Origin of the sequence: Thermohahella caldifontis, from assembly GCF_041153465.1 — a bacterium.
Taxonomy (GTDB): Bacteria; Pseudomonadota; Gammaproteobacteria; order Pseudomonadales; family Oleiphilaceae; genus Thermohahella; species Thermohahella caldifontis.
The window spans coordinates 2,353,326-2,368,668 of sequence record NZ_CP154858.1 but is presented as its reverse complement, the minus strand read 5'-3'; the positions used below and the strand labels follow the sequence as shown (position 1 = coordinate 2,368,668).

Here is a 15,343-nt window from a genome sequence, read left to right as displayed (position 1 = left end):
GCCCCGTACATATCCACCTGACACAATCTTAGCAATCTAAGGTAGCCAAGGTCAATTGTTCAGTTGTGCAGCAGTATGGTTTGCCCTTGGGTGGATTTTGCAGCTTCATATCGCTGTCCACCCGGGGATTAAGTCGCCGGGCGTATCGCCATGATCCTCCCCCTGTTTTTGTTCCCGGTCTGCTGTATCTGAGATTTGGTCTTACCCGTCACAACCAACGGATGCTTCGTCAGGGGGCATGGTCTGGTCTTCCGCCGGCGGCAGGGCTTCTGTACTGTCTGCCTCTTCGATGGGCTCGGCAACCATGCTCAGCCTTTCGCTTTCAAAGTCTATGTGCTGGGGCTCGATGGCGGGGAGGGCCTTGCTGACCTTGGCGGAAAGCTGGCTGAAGCGGTCCACCTTGCCGTAGAGGCCCTGCTTGCCCACCAGTGCGGTGACGGTGCTGTTGTAGTGGTTGCTGACGGTGCCGAGGGTGTTGCCGAGTTTCTGCAGGCGCTCGGCCACCTTGACCACGCTGTTGTAGATTTCGCCGGCCATTTCGCTGATCTCGCGGGCTTCGGCGTTGCTGCGTTCGAGCATCCAGAGGTTGGCGACGGTGCGCAGGATGGGAATCAGGGTGGTGTGGGAGACGAGCACCACGCCCTTCTTGTAGCCGTATTCGAAGAGGTCCTTCTGGTATTTGAGCGCTTCGATGTAGGCCGGTTCGATGGGCATGAACATGAGCACGAAGCTGGGGCTGCGCATGCCGATGAGGTTGGTGTAGTCCTTGGAGGCCAGGTCGTCGATGTGGCGCTTGACCGCCCGCACGTGCTCGGCCATGGCGGCCTGCCAGGCTTCTTCGGTTTCCGCGCTCACGGCCTTGTCGTAGGCATTCAGCGAGACCTTGCTGTCGATGATGATGTGCTTGCCGTCGGGCAGCTTGATGAGGTAGTCCGTCTGCTTGCGGTTGCCGTCCGCGTCCTTGAAGGCGGTCTGGGCTTCGTAGTGGGTGTCTTCCACCAGGCCGCTCATCTCCAGGGTCCGGCGCAGCTGGGCTTCGCCCCAGGCACCGCGCTGCTGGGAGTCGCCCTTGAGGGCGGAGGCGAGGTTGCTGGCCTCCTTGCTCATCTGTAGGCCGATCTCCATGACTTTGCGGATCTCGGCATTGAGGCTGGCGTTGCCCTTGAGGGAGGCGTCGTGCACGTCGTTGATGCGCTTCTGGAAGCCCTCGATCTGTTCGCGGAAGGGCTTGAGCAGGTTGTCGAGGGTGGCCTGGCTGGTATGGGTGAAGGTCTTGCCCTTTTCCTCGAAGATCTTGTTGGCCAGGTTTTCGAATTCCCTGGTGAGGGACGCGCGGGTTTCGCTGAGCTGCTCCATTTGTTCGCGGAAGTGTTCCTCCCGCCGCTCCAAGGTGGTTTTCAGCTCGGTGTGTGCGTTGCTGAGAGTCTGATGCCGTTCCTGCAGGGCGTTGTAACGGCTTTCGTGTGCGGCAAGGGTGTCCTTCAGCTCGGCAATCTGCCCCTGAAGTTCGGTGATCCGGCTCTGCTGCGCCCGGTTGTCGGCCTGGGCCGCTTCGAGCTGCCTTTCGGTGGTGTGGTGAGCGTTGCGTGCCGCATCCAGCGCCTGCCTGAGTTCTTCCAGTTCGCGCTTCTGTTCCGCCAGCGTTTCATTGAGCCGCTGTTCGGTGTGCTGTGCTGCCGCAAGCCGGGTCTGGAGCTGGGTTTCCGAGAGGGCCTTGTCGTGCAGTTCGGCATTCAGCCGCCGGAGTTCTTCCTGCTGTTGCTGGCTTTCGTTGCGTGCGGCGCTCAGCGACTCTTCCGCCTGCTTCAGGCGGGCTTCCAGTTCGGCGGCGCGGCGGCCCTGTCTCAGTGTTGCCAGCGCGTAGCCGAGGGCAAGGACGACGATACCGGCGATGGCGAAGGTCAGAAGCATGCCTGGGGTCCAGTCTGTAGGTTGCATGGTCACTCCTTTGGGTTGGCGATCCGGGTTGACGGGATGTTCTGGCGCAGAAAGCGTTGTCATACAGCATAACAGCTTGTCTGAGGCCAGTTGAAGGGCATGCACATATCTTCATCACCCAAAATGGGGTACACTCCGTAACATACAAGGTGCGCCACCGTGAGCAGGCAGCATGGTGGGTGATCTCGGGTTGCTCCGGCGATTGACACGGAACAAGCGCTTGCCGGACTGATCGGAGTAAACTGAAACAATGAACAGCCTGCCTGTGGACCGCATGCATTTCGAGACGCTCGCCGATCTGGCGGAGCGAACCCGGCGCATGCGCGCTCTGCACATCAACTGGATCAACTACACGCTGCGCAAGCTGGTGTGTCACCTGCCCGTGACCGAGGCGGATGCGGCCAGTGCGGCAAATCCCCATGAATGTGAGGTAGGCAAGATCCTCGACAGCCTGGGGGATCATGTCATCCGGGAATCGGAAGCCTTCGTCCTGCTCGGGCAAAGCCATGTGGCACTGCATGAGGCCATGCATGGTCTGGTCGAGGCGGCACGGGTGAAGATGCCCGTGGACCCGGCCATCTATGACCGCTATGTGGCGGCGCAAAAGGTGTTCTTTACGGCACTGGACGACTTTCTCTGGGATCTGGAGCATCTGTGCAGCCAGTTCGACCCTCTCACGCAACTGCCCAACCGGCAACTGCTGGACAAGGTCATTGCCCGTGAAATGAACCGGGCCGGACGCCACGGTGTGCCGCTCTCGCTGGTGATGATGGATCTGGATCACTTCAAGTCCGTCAATGACACCTGGGGACATGAGGCCGGCGACCGGGTGCTGAAGACGGTGGCCCGGGTGCTGCGCGAATCCCTGCGGGACTATGACATTGCCGGCCGTTTTGGCGGCGAGGAGTTCCTGATCCTGTTGCCGGAAACACCGGCCAGCCGCGCCGAAGCCCTGATGCAGCGCCTGCGCCGCAAGCTGGCTGCCCTGACCTGGCCGGAGCTGGATCAGCGGCGTGTGACCGCATCCTTCGGGGTGGCGCAGTATGAACCGGGCGACCTGCCCGCCGACCTCATCCGCCGCGCCGATGAGGCCATGTATGAGGCCAAGTCCTGTGGCCGCAACTGTGTGCGCGTGAGCGGCTGACGCGCTCCTCCCCATGACTCCCCCCGGCCGGGTGGCGGGGGAAGGATGTAATTTGTGTTCAGGCTGGCATGCTGGCAGCATGACAACCACTGACAGGACACCACCCATGCACAACACGTCACCCGCACTGATCCGTTCGATCCTTTATGGTTCCGCCCTGATGCTGGCCGCCTGTTCCGGTGGCGGCGGCAGCGGAGGCACGGATACCGGCAGCACGACGCCAGGAACCGGCACCTCCGCCGGCGGGCAAACCGGTACCGTCACCTATACCCCTTACGCCTGTGATGCGGCCCGCTATGAACAGGCCAAACGGCTGCGCATCTACCAGGTGATGGTGGAGGCCTTCGTGGATGCGGACAGCAGCGCCAATGCGGGCAGTGCCTATGGCCCCAGTCATCACAAGGGCGATATTGCGGGTATCATGGCCTCACTGGATTACATCAAGGGGCTGGGGATGAATGCCATCTGGCTCACCCCGATATTTGAAAGCGTGCCCGAGAGCGGCCAGGACGAATGGGCCGACCGTCTGGACGGCACCGGCTATTTTGCCAGCAACTACTTCGCGGTGGATCCGAAGTTCGGCACGCTGGAACAGTTGCGCACGCTGGTGGAGACGGCCCATGCCAAGGGGCTCTATGTGTTTTTTGACGGGGTGTTCGGCCATTTCAAGCACAATGCCCACAACTACCCCTCGCCGGAGGGGCGCCGCCTGAGCACCAGCGGCCCGGCACAGGGTGCGACCGGGCGCGAGGCGGTCTACCCGGATGATCTGGACTTTTTCAAAGAGGTGGCCACGTACTGGATTCGCGAGCTGAAGATCGACGGCTGGCGGCTGGATCAGGCCTATCAGGTGCCCGTGGGTGCCTGGGGGAGATCCGCCGGGCGGTGGAAGAGACTTCGGATGCGGTCACCTATGTGAATGCGGAAGGCCAGACGGTGCATCCGCTGGGGTACATGGTGGGCGAGATCTGGAAGGGGGCCGGTGACATCGCCAGTCAGGGCTATGGGACGGAAGCGCAGCCGGGTCTGTGCTCCGCCTTCAATTTCCCGCTGCGCTACAACCTGGTGCAGACGCTGGCGGTGGAGGAGAGTGGCGCCGGCGGCAAGGATGCCACGAATCTGAATGCGGGGATGGACTGGAATCTGGCCTATCCGTCCCACGCCGTGCCCAACAACTTCCTTGGCAATCATGATCTGGTCCGGTTTGGCGATCTGCTGCAGCGCGGCAATGTGGCGCAGCCGTCGGATGATGCCTGGTGGCAGCGCCATGCCCTGGCCTGGGCGTTCCTGACCTCCCGAAGCGGCCCGCTGACACTCTATTACGGTGAGGAAATCGGTGACGAGTTGCCCGGTTTCGATCAGAAGGTGGATTGTGCCAATGACGGCGGGGCCGGAGCCCGGGCGGGACTGTGTGATGATCATGTGTCACGCACGTCCGGCAAGGTCAATGGCGTATCGGGCCAGGTGGGTGAGGCGGCCTTCACCCTGTCGGCCGCCCAGCAGGCACTGCATGACGAGATCCGCACTCTGATGCAACTGCGCGACCAGCACCCGGCCCTGTATGCCGGTTCCCGGACTCCGATTGCGGTGCCGGCGTCCCTGCAGGCAACGCTCTACGTGGATCACAAGGCCACGGACAGCGAGGCGGTGCTGGTGATGATCAATACCGGGGAGACGGACGGGAACCTGACGCTGGCCGCCGCCGACATTGGCAGCGAGGGAACGCTGACGGATCTGATCTCTGCCGAGACTTTCAGTGCGGCCTCCGGTCATTACACGCTGACCGTGCCGGCGCTGGGCTATCGCTTCCTGAAGATCGATGCCCCCAGTGCCGGCGGACCCGCGTCATCAACCGGCAGTCTGACAGGAACCGGCGACCTGGCCCGGTGTGACCTGCCGGATGTGAGCGGAGACGGCCCCATTGGCGTCCCGGTCTATATCCGCGGCAACTACAGCGGGGGCAACAATTTCAGTGCCACGCCTGCTGACCGGCAGTTTCACTACAAGGGCGACAACCTGTATCAGGTTGTGGTGGATGAGCCGTCGGCCACTGCCTATGGCTTCAAGTTCGCGACGGCAGACTGGTCCCGTGAGTATGCGGTGGAGGGTTCTGCTCCGGTGCGGCTGGGTGAAACCCAGAATCTGGCCGTGGCCAGCGGGCCGGGTACGGAGTCTTCGCTTACGCTGCCCCAGGCCGGACGCTATGTGTTCAGCTTCCGCATCAACGCAGATCTGCAGACCGGGGAGATGATGGTCAGCCTGTGTCCCTGAGCGGGGCAGGCCATATCGAGGGGAAATCGCCTGCTCCGGCGGAGCAGGCGATGCGCGCCGGAATCAGCGCTTGTCGACGGTGACGGCATCCAGCTTGAAGTTGACGCCGGAGGCCGGTCCCATCACGTAGAGGCGGGTATCCGTCAGACCGCTGGCAGTGATGCGGAAGTCGGCAGACAGGGTGTTCCAGCGCCCGCCTGCCTGGGCTCCACGGTACAGTCGCTGCCAGTGCCAGCCGCTGTTGTCACGATAGAGCAGGTACAGGGTGTAGTTCTGGTTGCCCTTGCGTGAGCCGTGCTTGACGGAAGCCTGAACCCGGTAGTCCGTTCCGGCAGTCAGCAGACCGGTCAGATCCTGCCAGGCACCATCTGCCCAGCTGTCACGGCCGGTGACGCGCAAAGCGTAGCTGCCTTCAGCGGCATCGGTGACCCGATCCAGTCTGGCACCCCAGCCGGACTTCCAGCCATCCAGATCCTTCTCAAACGAGGCGGCATACAGGTGTGCCGGGGGCGTGGTGCTCTGTTTCTTCACCAGTGACACCTTGTCCACCAGCAGATCACTGCCTGCGGCCGGGCCGTAGATCAGCAGTTCCGCCTTTTGCGGTGTGCCGCGCCAGTCAGGCTTGAACTCGGCAGCCAGATCCGCCCAGTCGGTACCCTTGAGGGTGCTGACGGCCAGATACTGATAACGGAATCCGGCACTGTCCCGCAGGCGCAGTGTGGCGTAGGCGCGCTGGCCGGACTGGGCGGCATCGAGGCGTGCCTTGAGGTTGAGGGCAAAGGTGCCGCCCTGGGCAAGGGCCTCGGTCAGATCCTGGCTCACGCCGCTGTACCAGGCGGTGCGCTGAGTGATGCGCAGGCGGTTGTCCACACAGTTGTCGGTGGTTTCCTGCCAGGTATCGAGTGCGGACCGGCCGAAGGCACTGGCCCAAGGGTCGAGGGCGTTGAACTCGCCTTCCTGAACCAGGTTGGTTTCCGGCGTGCCGGCCGGGCAGAGGCTGCCGCCCGTACCGCCACCGTTACCGCCTCCGGTGCCTCCGCCATTGCCACCGCCGTTACCGCCACCATCCACCACGGTGGGCAGGAAGGCCGCCAGCTGGCTGTTCAGACGCCGGATGTTCTGGGCTGAATCCGCCTCCATGGACTGACCGACCGGCACACCGCAGGCTCGGCCTTCACAGGTATTCAGGTTCGGGTTGGAGTAGTACTGAACCCGGTTGTTGGTCTGGAAGGCGCTGGTGTAGCCCATGATGGTCGTGAACACGCCGACTTCACCGTGACCGCGTGCCCAGGGCCAGACGCCGCCGCGGCTGTTTTGCAGGTTGGAATGCCCGAGGCCGAAGTTGTGGCCCAGTTCGTGGGCAAAGGTGGCGAAACCGCAGCTGATGGACACCAGGTTATACGCCCAGCCGGAAGATGAGCTGTAGAGCTGCCCGGTACTGGCGTTGCCGCTGGATACGTAGCCGATGCCGCACCATTCTCTGGACGGTCCGATCATGGTGACGAAGTCGGCACCCACTTCGCGGCGCAGCCGGGCCACATCCGGGTCGTTACGCAGTGCCGAGAGATCGCTGCTGGTCAGGTTGCCGTTGTACTTGGCATCCGCCTTGGCCACCTTGACCAGGCGCAGCTGGAAATCGGTCTGGCTGTTGCGCAGGGCCTGATTGGTCCATTCCACGGCCGCCTGGATGCGGGCCTGAATGTCCCGGCCATTGGGGTGCTGAGTCGCGCTGTCCGTATAGAGAACGAGCAGATCAGCCGTTTCGGCCAGTGTGACGGGTGCGGCGGAGGCCAGTGCGGCCGCCGCCAGCCAGTTGAGTGAAGTACGCAAACGGGTCATGGGACCTCCCTGTTGTGTTGTGATTGACGGTGTTGTGATAGCGGATGACTTTTCGGGTTGTGCCCTTGTTATAGTGTGATTCAGGATGCCGAAGGCGGTACGGGCTCGTCTGTGGGCGGCACCACGTGCGGTTCGTTGCCCAGCCCCGGATTCCCGGTACCCTCGTTGGTCACCACCGCTTCGCCGGTGTGGTTGTCCACGCGGATGGTGTAGCTGGTGGTGGCCGTGGAGACCATCAGCCAGGTCGTGTCCTGACCGCGGGTGATGATCAGGTTTTCCACATCCGTGCCGTCCTGGAGCGGGCCGCGCCAGACGCTGACCTTACCATCCTGAACGGAGAAATCCTCCAGCAGGGCGGTGCGTGTGGCACCATCCGGCAGGGACAGGGTGACACTGCGTCCCACGGCCAGCGAGTCCAGCACTGTCGGGTCGATGTGGCCCACCTGTTCCTCGATGCCGTCCGCATTCACGCGTGGCGTGAGGTCACCTTCCAGCAGGGTCACGGGCGGCAGACCGGCGGCGGGTGGCGTGTCCGGCAGGGTCAGGCTGTCGCCATCCTGGCTGTCGGCGACTCCGGGGACCGGCAGGGTTTCCCCGGCGGGGGGCGTGATGACGGTTTCTTCCGCAGTCATGACCGTGGGCGCGTCCGTGACCACGGCAGTGGCCGGCGTTTCCGGACTCTGGCTGCGAACCCAGATCAGGGTTCCTCCGGCCACGGCAGCGATGAGAGCGGTCGTGATGACAGCAGTGCGCATATCTGATCCTCCTGAGTGTGATGCCTTGTCATTTTATAGCGTGCGAGCTGTGTGAAAATCGGGCGGATGCCCTATGACATCCGCCTCATCACGACCGTCTGAACGGACAGCCCGCTCACACCTCACTGGACACAGAAGTTATGCTTGGCGGTAAAGCCGAAATCGCTGCCTGAGCCGATGACGTTTCTCTTCTTGTCCCTGAGTTTGTAGGAGCCGCCTTTCCCTGCGGTCATGCCGTCACCGTAGGCATCGTAGATGGTGAATGTGTAAGTTCCGCTGCCCACGCGCAGCTTGTGTTTGTAAGTGCGGTAGCTCAGGTACCCGTCACCTTTTTCGACAACCTTGCCCGCACTGTCTTGCAGCGTCCACCAGGTTTCATCACCGTAGAGGTCTGTCTTGAGAATCAGGCGAAGAGGACTTTTGTAACATGCCTGATTACCGCCACCGCCACCGCCACTGCCGCCACCGTTGCCGGGCCCGGCGGTTTGGGTGATCCAGCTGCTGAAGGCTGGTGCGCTGGTGTAGACGCCGTACATGCCCGGCTGCGCGCAGCCGGCTCCCCAGCTCACGATGCCCACCTGATAGAACTGATTATTGCGACGAACGAACAGAGGGCCGCCTGAATCGCCCTGGCACGAATCCTTCCCACCTTTCGGAAGGCCGGCACAGACGTTATGGTCTTCAATATCGTTGCCATAGCTGGCGCGGCACGCTGAGAGGGAAACAAGAGGCACATCCACCTTCATCAGAACATCAGAAGCCCAGCCCCCCTCTTTCGTGGCTCCCCAGCCAGCAACTGTGGTCAGCGTCCCGGGTTTCGTATCCTTTTGCTCCCCGATGAGAATGGGGCTGTAAGCAGAAGGAATGGCCTGTGATGTGCGCAAGAGGGCAATGTCATACGCGTTTTCATTGCTGACCTTGCCATACTTGGGGTGAACGACAATCTTGTCAATATTGAGGCGGGTGGAACCCGGGGAGGAACTGAGCCGATGCGCGCCAACTACCGCCGTGGTGTTTTTGGTATTGAATTCGACGGCGCAATGAGCAGCGGTCAGGATCCAGCGCGAGCTGATGACGGAACCACCACACACGTGGCTGCCATTGATCTGCAGCGAGACCATGAACGGGAACTCTCCGGGGCTGGCCTGGTTGCCGCCGACGATCTTGCCTGCCGGCGGAACGAAGTTGTCATCCGGCGGCGGGAGGGGATTGAACTTTTTGGCCTGAGCATTCAGGGAAATCAGGCTGCCGCAGAGCATGACCAGAAGCAGGGTCAGCAGGCGGCGGGCGAGTGTTGTTGTTTTCATGGCAATCTCCTTGAGCTTTTCTGCCTTGAGGATTGTTGTTGTTCTTGGCACAGTGGGGCATGAATGAACCACTGACATCATTGTGTCCGGTATGGCGGGAGCCGCGCATGAACAAATTGATGACGGATTGATCAGATTTGTGAGAGGGTGCGCAAATCCGGCAGGAAGTGGCACGGACAAGCTGTCCGCAGCCGGTGTTAAGGCCGGGTTCAGTCGCGGTGGGGCAATCTGGAGGCAGAACACAGGAGCAGAATCATGATGCAATGGAAACACCTGCTGATGGCTGGCATGTTGCTGGCCACCGGGGTCTGGGCACAGCCGGCACTGACACCGGAGGCCTTTCGCAGCGCGACCCTGGACTATCATGCCTCCAAATTCTTTCTGTCCGCCGACACGCGGGTGACTCAGCGCTGGCTGACACCGGAAGCGGCAGCACGGGACTGGGCGCTGGCGGGCGAACAGGGTGCGAAGGGGCTGGCTGCCGGCGAGCGGACGGCCTTCATCAGCATGGCATCCGACGTAATCGGCCGGCGCAGCCTGGCACAGGTCTGGCTCCGCGAGGACGGGACCGCCTTGCAGCGTACCAGTGTCCGCCTCAACCACAAGCACCGGGCGCGCCTGTATCGGTTCTTCGACGGGCGGGTGTTGTCTCTCAAGCGCTACCCGGAGCAGGGGGAAGCGGATCAGCCTTGGCCCGCCTGGTCGAGAGTTCAGACAGAATGGTACAAGCTGCCAGACTCATTGATCCCCCCGGTTACCCGGGGAGAAGGGCTCTTCTATCTGGCCGTGGCCGCACCGCTGTACAAGCCGGGTGACCAGTGGCAGGCCACCCTGTTCGACAGCGATGGCCCCCTTGTGCTCACCCTGAAGGTGGAAGCGGAGACCCCCCTCCCCGTGGATCTGACACTGGACGGCCCGGAAGGACGAGCGCGGCTCAAGGCATCCATTCCGACCCTGCGCATCCGCGCCACGGCAACCCCCATTGGCGACCGCGGCGGCGAATTCAGTTTTCTGGGGCTGAAGGGGGGGATTACCCTGTATCTGGACCCGCAACGCCACCTCATCGTGCGCCTCGAGGGCAAGGCGGACGTACTGGGGGAGGTCACCATTCATCTGCAACAGGTCCGCTGGGCCGGCAACGGATTGCAATGAAGGGGATCCGGTCAACTCCCATCCGTATCCTTGCGTATGCGCCAACCTGTTGACCGTAAAGTAAAAATCGGCCTGAATGATTGATGCGCCGCAAATGATGTTGCGTTGTTTTGAAAAATGCAAAAATGATTGCCGAATGAAGCGGGGACGCTACACTGTACATAAACTGTACAGGCAAGATTCCCGGCATGACGGCACAGACACCCCCCGAATCCCTCGACGCGCTGCGTGACTGGCTGCGTGCCGCCCACCGCGGAGATGTGACGGCACCTTTCGGCCGGCGTTCCCTGCAGGCATTGGAGCGTTTGCTGAATGCACCCCAGAAGGTGGCGCTGGGCAGTATCCGGGATGCCGCCCAGGTGGCCGGCGTCAATGCGTCCACGCTCACCCGGATGGCGCGCGCCCTGGGGTATGAAGGCTTTCCGGCGTTGCAGCGGGTATTCCGCAGGGAACTGATCGACTCGCCGGACTACTACACCCGCCATGCGGATACCCTCATGTCCGACGCCCGGCGGCTGACCCATACGCCCTTCATCCAGCGCTTTCTGGAGGCAGAAATGGCGACGCTGGCCCAGCTGCTCCGGCAACTGGACCGGGAAGCCGTGGAGGCGGTGGCACGGCGGCTGATCCGTGCCCGCCGCGTGTGGATTCAGGGCGGACGCCAGAGTCGCGCACTGTCACACCTGTTTCTGTATGGCCTGGGCCTGTTACGACCGGATGTCTCGGAACTGAGTACGGCCGACCGGGGCATTGCCTGGGGACTGGGACAGTGCCGCAAGGGTGACGTGCTGGTGGTCATCGGTTTTGCACCCTATACCCGTTCCACCCTGGTTGCCGCGCAGGAAGGACGCGACCGGGGCCTGGACATCCTCGCCCTGACGGACAGCCTCACCGGCCCGCTGGCGGCCCATGCCAGCCTGTGCCTGACCGTCCCGGCAGACAGCCTCTTTTTCAGCAACTCTCAGGTGGCCGCCGTGGCCGCCATTCAGCTCATTCTGGCGCAGACCGCCGCGCTCATGGGGCCCCAGGCCCGTGAACGGCTGGAAGCGTACGAAGACCGTGTCAACCAACTCAGCCAGTGGCTGTGATCCAGAGAGGACCATCCATCCATGTACGAAACCCTGCTGTACTCCGTTTCCGGTGCGGTGGCGGAAATCCGTTTCAATCGCCCGCACCGCCTCAATGCGGTGATTGACGCCCTCTATACCGAGCTTCAGGATGCCCTTGACCGGGCCGAAGCGGATTCTGACGTGCGCGTGCTGGTGCTCACCGGCGAGGGGCGTGCCTTCTGTGTGGGGGCGGATCTCAAGGCCCATGCCGAAGGTACTCGCACGCCCTTTCAGCGCCGGGAGTATCTGCGCGGCGAGCAACAGGTGTGCAAGCGCCTGCTGACATCGGACAAGCCGGTGGTGGCTGCCGTCAACGGTTATGCGCTGGGGGCGGGTGCGGAAATGGCGCTGGCCTGTGACTTTCTCGTCATGGCCGAATCAGCCCAATGGGGATTGCCGGAAATCTCGCTCGGCACCTTTCTGGGCGGCGGACTGACCAGGTTGCTGCCTCAGCGTGTGGGCATGGGACGGGCGCGGGAGCTGATTTACTTCGGCCGCAAGATCAGCGGCCCGGAGGCGGTGCAGATGGGATTGGCGGATCGCTGCTGGCCGGATGACCATTTTCGCGAAGAAGTCCGCAGGTTCGCCGCAGAACTGGCCGAAAAGGCACCCATTTCCATGAAGTTGGCGAAGGAGTGTCTGTACCGGGGCAGTGAGCGCAGCCTGGAGGATACGCTGATTGCCGAGCTGGAGGGCATGATGTTCTGCACCACCACCCGGGATTGGCAGGAAGGCATCCGGGCCTTCGCCGAAAAACGCACACCCCGCTACACAGGAGACTGAAACATGTCTGCACTGGATCCCGTACTCAATCCGCGCTCCATCGTCATCGTCGGCGCATCCAACAGCCCGGTCAAGCGTGGCTATCAGGCCATCCGCAAGCTCAGGGAGGCGGGCTTTGCCGGCGAGATACTGGGGGTGAACCCAAAGGGAGGGGAGGTGCTGGGCGTGACCTGCTATCCCAGCGTGGAGGCATTGCCCCATGCCACCGATCTGGCCCTGATCTGCACCCCGGCGCAGACGGTTCCGGCCCTGGTGGATGCCTGTGGTCGCAAGGGTATCCGCGGTGCCGTGGTGCTTGCCGGTGGCTTCGGGGAAAGTGGCGAGGCGGGCAGGCAACTGGAAGCTGACATGGTGGCGGCGGCCCGGCGCTGGGGCATCCGGGTGATCGGCCCCAACACCTCGGGCAGCTTCAATGCCACCACGGGGCTCAATCTGGTGGGATACGAGCGCCTGCCGCTGGGGCGAATCGGTTTGCTGTCCCAGTCCGGGAACATGGCGCTGACCTGGGTGACGGAAGCCCTGGCGCGGCCCTGGTTGGGTTTCAGCACCTATGTGGGGGTGGGTAACGAAGCGGAAGTGGGCTTTCACGAGTATCTGGAATACTTCCGGGATGACCCGCAGACCAGTGTGGTGCTGGCCTATGTGGAGGGCCTGAAGAATGGCCGCGCCTTTCTGGAGGCGGCCCGGCGCCTCACGCCGGTGAAGCCGGTGGTGCTGTACAAGTCCGGCCGCACACAGCAGGGGCAGCGGGCAGCGCGCTCCCACACCGGTGCGCTGGCGGGGGATTTCCGGCTCAGTCAGCAGGTGTTGCGTCAGGCCGGTGTGGTGGTGGTCGAGCAGTCCGACCGGGTGCTGGATGTGGCGGACGCTCTGGCACGTCAGCCGGCACTGGCCGGACAGCGCGTGGCCGTGCTGGCGGACGGGGGCGGTCATGCCACCATCGCCGCTGACGGGCTGGTGGATGCGGGCCTGACCCTGGCGACCCTGCAGCCGGACACAGAGGCCACCCTGCGCACACTGCTGGGCGCTCAGGCGGCGGTGGGCAATCCGGTGGATGTGGCCGGGGCCACGGACGCGGCGCCGGCGCTGTTTGCCGACGCCGCAGCCTGCCTGCTGAACGATCCGGGAGTGGATGGTCTGCTGCTGGTGGGATTGTTCGGCGGTTATCACCTGCGCTTTGATGCCAGTCTGCGGGATGAGGAACTGGACACGGCCCGTCGTCTGGCCGCGCTGGCTTCGGAGGCGGGCAAGCCCCTGCTGGTTCACAGCGTCTATGCGGACTTCAGGCCCGAACCGCTGGAAACCCTGCAGGCACAGGGCATCCCGGTGTACAACTCCCTGGACCGGGCGATCACGGTCTTTGCCGCGCTCGGTCAGTATGGCGCCTTTCTTGTCCGGCAGGAGGCAACCGAGGACCTGACGGGGCAGGTCGTGCCATTCCATGCGGACCAGGCGCAGCATCGCCTGTTCGCGCAGGCCCGGGCCGAGGGGCGCACGGCACTCTACGAACACGAAGCGCGCCGGTTGCTGGCGGACTGCGGTGTGCCCATGCCGCCCCACTTCCTGCTCACGGATGTGGATGCCCTGCCGGCGCTCATGCCCCGGCTGCCGGCCGGCCCGCTGGCGGTCAAGCTGGTTTCGCCGGACATTCTGCACAAGTCCGATGCCGGGGGCGTGGTGCTCAATGTGCAGGGCGAGGACGGCCTGCGCGAGGCCTGGCACCGGATCATGGCTGCCGCACAGCGTTACCGGCCGGACGCGCGCCTGACGGGGGTGCTGATCACTCCGATGGTGCCGGACGGGCTTGAGGTGATTCTGGGTGTGACCCGCGATCCCCAGTTCGGCCCCGTACTCATGTTCGGCCTGGGCGGCATTCATGTGGAGGTGCTGAAAGATGTGGCCTTCCGGGCACTGCCGCTGACCGCATCTGACGCGTGGGAGCTGCTCGGCAGTCTCCGTGCTTCGGCACTGCTGGACGGCGTGCGCGGTCAGCCGCCGGTGGACAAGAAGGCGCTGGTGGCGCTGATGTTGCGGATATCCCGTATGTGTCAGGCACATCCGGAGATTGCCGAGCTGGATCTGAACCCGGTTCGTGTCTACGCTGAAGGTTTGGCGGTCGTAGATGCCCGTATTGTGATCACTGAGAATCACGTCACACTGAAAGGAGAGGTCGCCTGAATGCCTGCTTTGCCCGAATTGACCGATGCCACCCTGACGCTGAATGACCGGGTGGCCGTGCTGACACTGAACCGGGATGACGTGCGTAACGCACTGACCGGTACGGCGCTGATCGACGACATCGAGCGCACGGTGAGCTGGATCAATGCCACGCCGGAGGTCTCCGTACTGGTGCTGACCGGCGCCGGCAAGGCGTTCAGCGCCGGAGGCAACATCAAGGACATGCAGGCCCGCAGCGGCGACTTTGCCGGGGATGTGGCGGAACTGGAACGCCGTTACCGGCAGGGCATTCAGCGCATCCCGCTGGCCATGCTCAGGCTGGAAGTGCCGGCCATTGCGGCGGTCAACGGCCCGGCCATTGGTGCCGGACTGGATCTGGCCTGCATGTGCGACCTGAGGCTGGCGGCGGAAAGCGCCCGCTTCGGCGAGACGTTTGTCAATCTGGGCATCATTCCCGGGGACGGGGGCGCCTGGCTGCTGCAGCGTGTCATCGGCTATCAGGCAGCAGCGGAACTCACATTTACCGGGCGGGTCATTGACGCCCGGGAAGCCCGGGCGCTCGGGCTGGTCCTTCAGGTGCTGCCGGATGGCCGCCTGATGGACGGTGCCCTGGAACTGGCCCGGACCATTGCCGGCAAGCCGCCGCACGCGGTGCGCTACAGCAAGCGCCTGATGCAAAAGGCCCGGCGGATGGAACTGGAGGATTTTCTGGATTATTGCGCGGTCCTGCAGGGGATCAGCCACAACACTGCCGACCATCTGGAGGCAGTGACCGCTTTCCTCGAAAAGCGCGCACCCGAGTACCGGGGTCGCTAGAGAAGGGGCGGGGCTGGCAGGACTGTGCATTGGCGTCTTCAGCTGTGTCGT

The 15,343-nt window shown here is 63.3% G+C and carries 12 protein-coding genes; 8 read left to right on the top strand and 4 right to left on the bottom strand.

What is annotated here, in order from left to right:
• Window positions 1–201 precede the first annotated feature (201 nt).
• A complete protein-coding gene (gene rmuC, locus AAIA72_RS11480) occupies window positions 202–1,938 on the bottom strand; it encodes a DNA recombination protein RmuC (protein ID WP_369600455.1) in 1,737 nt (578 codons plus the stop codon).
• Between the two features lie 250 nt (window positions 1,939–2,188).
• Between rmuC and AAIA72_RS11475 the strand changes: the two genes are divergently transcribed.
• From AAIA72_RS11475 to AAIA72_RS11465, 3 genes are all read left to right on the top strand, one after another.
• A complete protein-coding gene (locus AAIA72_RS11475; protein ID WP_369600454.1) occupies window positions 2,189–3,082 on the top strand; it encodes a GGDEF domain-containing protein in 894 nt (297 codons plus the stop codon).
• Window positions 3,083–3,188: 106 nt separating this feature from the next.
• Window positions 3,189–4,001 carry an alpha-amylase family protein gene (locus AAIA72_RS11470; protein ID WP_369600453.1) on the top strand — a complete coding sequence of 271 codons (813 nt, stop codon included), beginning with the start codon at window positions 3,189–3,191 and terminating at the stop codon, window positions 3,999–4,001.
• Window positions 3,968–5,353 (top strand): alpha-amylase family glycosyl hydrolase, encoded by a 1,386-nt coding sequence (locus tag AAIA72_RS11465; RefSeq protein ID WP_369600452.1) that lies wholly within the window; start codon window positions 3,968–3,970, stop codon window positions 5,351–5,353. The genes AAIA72_RS11470 and AAIA72_RS11465 overlap by 34 nt, the downstream gene beginning before the upstream one ends.
• 63 nt (window positions 5,354–5,416) lie before the next feature.
• Here AAIA72_RS11465 and AAIA72_RS11460 read toward each other — a convergent pair whose 3' ends face one another.
• From AAIA72_RS11460 to AAIA72_RS11450, 3 genes are all read right to left on the bottom strand, one after another.
• Window positions 5,417–7,192 (bottom strand): carbohydrate binding domain-containing protein, encoded by a 1,776-nt coding sequence (locus AAIA72_RS11460; RefSeq protein ID WP_369600451.1) that lies wholly within the window; start codon window positions 7,190–7,192, stop codon window positions 5,417–5,419.
• A gap of 80 nt (window positions 7,193–7,272) precedes the next feature.
• Entirely contained in the window at window positions 7,273–7,947 is a 675-nt protein-coding gene (locus AAIA72_RS11455) for a hypothetical protein (protein ID WP_369600450.1), read from the bottom strand.
• A gap of 122 nt (window positions 7,948–8,069) precedes the next feature.
• Window positions 8,070–9,254: a serine protease gene (locus AAIA72_RS11450; RefSeq protein WP_369600449.1), complete on the bottom strand. Its 1,185-nt coding sequence runs from the start codon at window positions 9,252–9,254 to the stop codon at window positions 8,070–8,072.
• A 255-nt stretch (window positions 9,255–9,509) separates the two neighbouring features.
• Between AAIA72_RS11450 and AAIA72_RS11445 the strand changes: the two genes are divergently transcribed.
• From AAIA72_RS11445 to AAIA72_RS11425, 5 genes are all read left to right on the top strand, one after another.
• Window positions 9,510–10,406, top strand: a complete 897-nt coding sequence (locus AAIA72_RS11445) for a hypothetical protein (RefSeq protein ID WP_369600448.1) — start codon at window positions 9,510–9,512, stop codon at window positions 10,404–10,406.
• Window positions 10,407–10,594: 188 nt separating this feature from the next.
• Entirely contained in the window at window positions 10,595–11,494 is a 900-nt protein-coding gene (locus tag AAIA72_RS11440; RefSeq protein ID WP_369600447.1) for a MurR/RpiR family transcriptional regulator, read from the top strand.
• A 21-nt stretch (window positions 11,495–11,515) separates the two neighbouring features.
• Window positions 11,516–12,298 carry an enoyl-CoA hydratase/isomerase family protein gene (locus AAIA72_RS11435; protein WP_369600446.1) on the top strand — a complete coding sequence of 261 codons (783 nt, stop codon included), beginning with the start codon at window positions 11,516–11,518 and terminating at the stop codon, window positions 12,296–12,298.
• Window positions 12,299–12,301: 3 nt separating this feature from the next.
• Window positions 12,302–14,476 (top strand): acetate--CoA ligase family protein, encoded by a 2,175-nt coding sequence (locus AAIA72_RS11430; protein WP_369600445.1) that lies wholly within the window; start codon window positions 12,302–12,304, stop codon window positions 14,474–14,476.
• Window positions 14,477–15,292 carry a crotonase/enoyl-CoA hydratase family protein gene (locus AAIA72_RS11425; protein WP_369600444.1) on the top strand — a complete coding sequence of 272 codons (816 nt, stop codon included), beginning with the start codon at window positions 14,477–14,479 and terminating at the stop codon, window positions 15,290–15,292. It begins immediately after the preceding gene.
• Window positions 15,293–15,343: the final 51 nt, after the last annotated feature.

What these genes read in the sequence shown, in the direction of transcription:
- AAIA72_RS11460 (WP_369600451.1), bottom strand. Translation starts at nt 7,192, where the DNA reads ATGACCCGTTTGCGTACTTCACTCAACTGGCTGGCGGCGGCCGCACTG.
- AAIA72_RS11435 (WP_369600446.1), top strand. Translation starts at nt 11,516, where the DNA reads ATGTACGAAACCCTGCTGTACTCCGTTTCCGGTGCGGTGGCGGAAATC.
- AAIA72_RS11430 (WP_369600445.1), top strand. Translation starts at nt 12,302, where the DNA reads ATGTCTGCACTGGATCCCGTACTCAATCCGCGCTCCATCGTCATCGTC.
- AAIA72_RS11470 (WP_369600453.1), top strand. Translation starts at nt 3,189, where the DNA reads ATGCACAACACGTCACCCGCACTGATCCGTTCGATCCTTTATGGTTCC.
- AAIA72_RS11425 (WP_369600444.1), top strand. Translation starts at nt 14,477, where the DNA reads ATGCCTGCTTTGCCCGAATTGACCGATGCCACCCTGACGCTGAATGAC.
- AAIA72_RS11475 (WP_369600454.1), top strand. Translation starts at nt 2,189, where the DNA reads ATGAACAGCCTGCCTGTGGACCGCATGCATTTCGAGACGCTCGCCGAT.
- AAIA72_RS11450 (WP_369600449.1), bottom strand. Translation starts at nt 9,254, where the DNA reads ATGAAAACAACAACACTCGCCCGCCGCCTGCTGACCCTGCTTCTGGTC.
- rmuC (WP_369600455.1), bottom strand. Translation starts at nt 1,938, where the DNA reads ATGCAACCTACAGACTGGACCCCAGGCATGCTTCTGACCTTCGCCATC.
- AAIA72_RS11455 (WP_369600450.1), bottom strand. Translation starts at nt 7,947, where the DNA reads ATGCGCACTGCTGTCATCACGACCGCTCTCATCGCTGCCGTGGCCGGA.
- AAIA72_RS11445 (WP_369600448.1), top strand. Translation starts at nt 9,510, where the DNA reads ATGATGCAATGGAAACACCTGCTGATGGCTGGCATGTTGCTGGCCACC.
- AAIA72_RS11440 (WP_369600447.1), top strand. Translation starts at nt 10,595, where the DNA reads ATGACGGCACAGACACCCCCCGAATCCCTCGACGCGCTGCGTGACTGG.